Source organism: Actinopolymorpha sp. B9G3, from assembly GCF_040120725.1.
Taxonomy (GTDB): domain Bacteria; phylum Actinomycetota; class Actinomycetes; order Propionibacteriales; family Actinopolymorphaceae; genus Thermasporomyces.
The window spans coordinates 1-4,515 of the sequence record NZ_JBEEAB010000057.1; the positions used below are offsets into that span (position 1 = coordinate 1).

A 4,515-nucleotide genomic window follows, 5' to 3' on the forward strand; every position below is an offset into this window, starting at 1 on the left:
CGAGATCGGCTGGCAGACCAACGGCCACGTCGCCATCGTCGTCATCGGCATCGTCCCTCCCTTCCAAGGCCGTGGCATCGGCGGCGACTTCGTGTCCCGCATGACCCACATGGCCTGGAAGACCCCCACGTCGGACGGAAGGCCAACCACCCGCGTGTGGCTGTGGACGGTCCCCGATGAACATCCGCACACCATCCCGAACTACCTCAGCCGAGGCTTCAGCGAGACCGAGCGGGGCAACGAGGCGGACTAGGGGGGTCTGTTGCCAGACGAAGGCCCGGAACGAACTGCGCTGCCGAAGCCCAGCTTGGAAGGTGCCGAACGAGCGCTGGTATGGATGGGATCATGCCTTCGTGCCCGGGCCCCGAGTGGCCTGGAGCGGCCTCCGTGTACCTGGTCTGATGGCACGTGGATAGCACGACGACGGTCAGATGGGAATCGTACATATCCGACGCTCAGAGCCCCATCTCAGGCGAGGGCGGCGGCCTGGAACGGACCGGAGTAGCCACCGTTGTCCTCGGTTAATGGCCCGCTAATGGCCCGGCCTGGACCCCTCGATGCGAACTATCGGCGCGACGATCGCGGTCGCCCAGACATACGTCACGCCATCTCTGGTCGGGACGGTCCGGCCGTGATCGTTGGCGTTGCTGTACTCCGCTCCTGTACGACCTGCGCGGCAGGTGCGACATCCCGCTGCACGGACAAGTGACTAGCATCGCTCGCCGGGAGCTGGCTGCCGTCTGATGAATGAATCGAGCGAGTGCATGAGCGATGACGTTCTCTCAGTGATTCCTACCGACCCGTACTGGCAACCAGACCGGGCCGCAGCTGATCGGGCCGCAGCGATCGCAGCGGAGTTGGCCCCGGGCCCGCCGGGCGGCGTCGCCGTCCAGATCGACATCACCTGGCACGACACACTCACCCTCGTCGACTGCGGCGCGAACCTCGAAAAGATCAGCTGCCCGCTCTGCCGCACGCCGATCGACACCGAGTGGTGGGCGGACCAGATCGGAGTCCGACACGATGACGGTTACACAACCCTCGTGGTCGAGGTCCCCTGCTGCGGCGGCACCACATCACTCGACGACTTGGACTACCACTGGCCGTGCGGCTTTGCGCGCTTCGAGATCGCCATCTGGAACCCCGAGCGCACCTGGTTCAGCGACGAAGAGCTGGCCACCATTGCCAATGCACTCGGGAACCCCGTCCGCCAGATCAGGGCCCACATCTGACCCTGACCGACGCCACGACGAGAGCCGACGATCCCCCTGGATTGGGGGGGCACGCGGAGGGCACGCGACCTTGTGACCCGCAGAGGCAGGCAACTCAATCGCGGCCTGCTCGTCTGCGCTCCGGAGGTCGTCGACCAGGTGCTCATCGTCGCGGGGCGTTGCAGGTCGTTGGGGTCACGCTGGGGTCAATCCTGCGTGCGATGAGAGCCCCAGCTTGGAAGATGTGCCACGTCCGCTGGATCGCGTCACGCGGGTGCCACGCCTGCTGGCGAGCCCGAGCTGGCCCGCACTCAGTCGACCGTGGTAACCGACAATCGCCCTGGCGTGCCGCACGATCGGGCACGTAGCGGGCACGCCGATCCGTGGTCGGCATGACACCACTACCAGGGGTTTGGGCGATCCTTGGCGGATCCCGGCTCACGGCGAGCATCGAGGTTCCTCAGCACGTCTGCAACGGCCAGGTCGTATCCGGTGGCGCGAGCTCCACTCCAGTTGAGTCCGATCCGGAGTCCGTCTTTCTCGAGGTTGGGCAGCCACTTGTCCAACCAGTCCTGTCCAGAGATCTCAACCGGCTCCATTCCGGCGTATGCCGGAACGTTGGCGATGATCTTCTCGGCACGGCTCCGCTTCGACCAGAAGGGCATGGCACGCGCGCCCTCAGGGTTGCGCGGAGCCGGGAAACCGGCGTCGTCTCTCACGGCGAAGGCTTGGCCGTTGGTGAGGAACTCCTCGTAGAAGGCGCTTGCCTGTGCGGAGGCTACGGACATGTTGTCGACGATCGTGCGGCTTCGGTCACGAAGCGTCAAGCATCCGTCGGTGTCGGTGCCTGCGCAACGCTCCCGCGCTGCCCGGCGCGACCGGCCGAGCTACGCATTACGAGTGGTTCTCGTGCGCAGGTCACCCCTCGATCAGAAATTCGCTGACCGTGGACTGTTCCTGGTATGTGTGGGTTGTTGAGGGCTGGTGACGGCCATTCGGGGGCACCTCGGGGGCATCGGTCGCCCAGGGACTGACGCCGCTCGACAGGGTTGCACCGATGTTGACGTGAGCCTGCGACAGGTGTTTGTACTCATCGCTGTACGTGCTGGCAGGGTTTGGAGTTCCCGATCTCGCGTGATGGTCCGGGTATGGTCGAGATGCTGGCCGTCGCGCATCTGTCGGTGGAGCATGGTCGCCGTGCCTGACCGCATACCCGCTCGTCCAGAGACACCTGACGCGGCGTCCGCGACCGAGGTTGCTAGTCCTGTCGATCTCGCCGCGATGGTGTTCGTTCCTGCCGGGTCCTTCGTCATGGGCTCGGATCGAACGGCGGTGCTGCAGCTGTGGGAACGATACGGCTGGGACCATCGGTGGATCGACGGGCAGGTCGGCGGCATTGACTGGATCGGCGAGCTGCTGGCCCACGAGGTGGAACTCGACGGCTTCTGGATGTACCGCGATCCTGTGACGATCGGCCAGTACCACCAGTTCATGCTGGCCACCGAGCATCCCGCGCCGGTCGATGCCGACATCCACGGCCCGTGGAACAGCGCCTGGGCTGACGGAGCGCCGATCCCCGGCAGCCATGACCTACCGGTGAGCTCGGTCAGCTGGGACGACGCCGCCGCCTACTGCAGCTGGGCAGGGGTTCGGCTACCTACCGAGGCGGAGTGGGAGTACGCCGCACGAGGACCTGCCAGCTCGATCTTCCCCTGGGGTGACGACTGGAGACCAGATGCCTGCCGTTCCGCCGAGGACACCGCTGGCCGACCATTCACTGACAACGACGAGTGGCGCCGCTGGCTCAACGGTGGCTCGACCCGACGCCAGTCCGACGGCAGGTTCGACCAGCCCTGCTGGCTCAATGAACACGTCGCCCAACTCGAAGGTCCCACACCTGCAGGCCGATATCCGGATGACCGCAGCTGGTGCGGTGTGCGTGACCTTGCCGGTCAAGTACGGGAATGGTGCGCCGACTGGTACGACCCCAACTACTACGCACACAGCCCGCGCCATAACCCGCCCGGCCCTGACGGCCCTGCCGGAACCGTCGCTTGCCGCTCGCTCCGCGGCGGCGCCTGGCTCTCCTCCGCCTACACCAGCCGCGGCGCGCAACGCCTGTTCTACCCACCGGACTCGCGAGACACCAACGACCACGGCTTCCGCCCCGTGGTACCCCCGGGTAGCGCACGGATTAATCGAGCGACGTCAGGATCGGCTCACCCCTGCCTTGCAAAGGCGTATTCGGTGTCCACGCTCAGCTGAGCGTCGACCGATCCGGCGTTCGGGCCGTCCTGACTTGACCGCTGCTGACCGTGACAGACCATGATCGGCCGCTCGATCTGGCACACAAGTGGCACGCCGGCTGCAAGCACAGCGGTCAGCTCCTCGCCGCACGCCCGCGGCGGAAGCGCTGGTACCAATCTTCGGAGGCCTCGTCGGCTAGGCGATCGAGGGCGGGGCGCGGGATGGTGATGTCGGCGTGCCCGGGAATCTCTAGAAAGTCGAGCAGTTGGCGAACCGTCGGGTCGTAGTCGGCGACCAGATCCTCATAGACCACGGTGTACGGGACCACGCCCCAGCGGTCGAACTGATCCTGCATTTCGGCCTCTTGCCGGTTGATGCCCATGAGCAGAAAGTCGAGATCGTCGTAGTCGTAGTGATGAATCACATCGGCGGCGCTGGTGCGCGGCGGCGCCTCGCCAAATACGGTGTCGGCGCGGTTGGGCCGGTGCCACTCCTGTGATCGGATCGCGCGCAGCCACGAGACCGCCGGGCGGAGCTTGTTTCGCCGGGTCATGAACACGTGTTTGCAGGCGGGAAAGACCGCCTCCCACGCCTTGGATCCATCGGGATCGACCACGCCCGGGATGATCCCCGCGAACAGAGCCGTCAGCTCCAGGTGCCCGTCGGCGTCGATGCCGTACTTGGAACCCATCACGCCGTTGGGCGTGGCAGCCTCGCGCCAGAGGAAGTCGCGCAGCTGCACGGCATCGCGGACGCCATATTTGGCCGGCAGCCCGTGGCCAGCCGGATCCTCGAGCCACTCGCGCGGACGCCCGGCGATACCGGTGTCCTCCAGCGCTTGGGTCAACATGGAGCTGCCCACGCGCTGGCTGAACCAAATGAGATACGACTGTCGGGGCGCTGCGACCGTCTGTTGCCCGACGTTCGGCATGAGCATGTAGGCGTCGTTGCTGGTGAGCGTGCGTGGGTGTGAGAAAGCCCCGCCGGGTTGGTGTTCGGCGGGGCTTGGTGTTCAGGTTGTCGGCTGGTTGATCATTCTGTCGTCACCTCCATCATT

General features: G+C 65.8%; 5 protein-coding genes. 3 read left to right on the plus strand and 2 right to left on the minus strand.

Translation table 11 applies throughout. From position 1 onward, the window contains the following. Together ABNF93_RS34425 and ABNF93_RS34430 are read left to right on the plus strand one after the other, a co-directional pair. A partial coding sequence (locus tag ABNF93_RS34425; protein WP_502877680.1) for an N-acetyltransferase occupies positions 1-253 on the plus strand: 253 nt, incomplete at its 5' end. A 511-nt stretch (positions 254-764) separates the two neighbouring features. Next, positions 765-1,232 carry a hypothetical protein gene (locus ABNF93_RS34430; RefSeq protein WP_349332454.1) on the plus strand — a complete coding sequence of 156 codons (468 nt, stop codon included), beginning with the start codon at positions 765-767 and terminating at the stop codon, positions 1,230-1,232. A gap of 380 nt (positions 1,233-1,612) precedes the next feature. On the opposite strand, the gene ABNF93_RS34435 is transcribed toward ABNF93_RS34430, so the two are convergent. Continuing rightward, positions 1,613-1,999: a DUF2750 domain-containing protein gene (locus ABNF93_RS34435; protein WP_349332455.1), complete on the minus strand. Its 387-nt coding sequence runs from the start codon at positions 1,997-1,999 to the stop codon at positions 1,613-1,615. A 409-nt stretch (positions 2,000-2,408) separates the two neighbouring features. Here ABNF93_RS34435 and ABNF93_RS34440 point away from each other — a divergent pair, with 409 nt between their 5' ends. After that, a complete protein-coding gene (locus ABNF93_RS34440) occupies positions 2,409-3,476 on the plus strand; it encodes a formylglycine-generating enzyme family protein (RefSeq protein ID WP_349332456.1) in 1,068 nt (355 codons plus the stop codon). A 115-nt stretch (positions 3,477-3,591) separates the two neighbouring features. On the opposite strand, the gene ABNF93_RS34445 is transcribed toward ABNF93_RS34440, so the two are convergent. Continuing rightward, positions 3,592-4,395, minus strand: a complete 804-nt coding sequence (locus ABNF93_RS34445; RefSeq protein WP_349332457.1) for a Stf0 family sulfotransferase — start codon at positions 4,393-4,395, stop codon at positions 3,592-3,594. Positions 4,396-4,515 lie beyond the last annotated feature (120 nt).

Coding starts and splice junctions, on each gene's coding strand:
- ABNF93_RS34430 (WP_349332454.1), top strand. CDS start 765: ATGAGCGATGACGTTCTCTCAGTGATTCCTACCGACCCGTACTGGCAA.
- ABNF93_RS34435 (WP_349332455.1), bottom strand. CDS start 1,999: ATGTCCGTAGCCTCCGCACAGGCAAGCGCCTTCTACGAGGAGTTCCTC.
- ABNF93_RS34445 (WP_349332457.1), bottom strand. CDS start 4,395: ATGCTCATGCCGAACGTCGGGCAACAGACGGTCGCAGCGCCCCGACAG.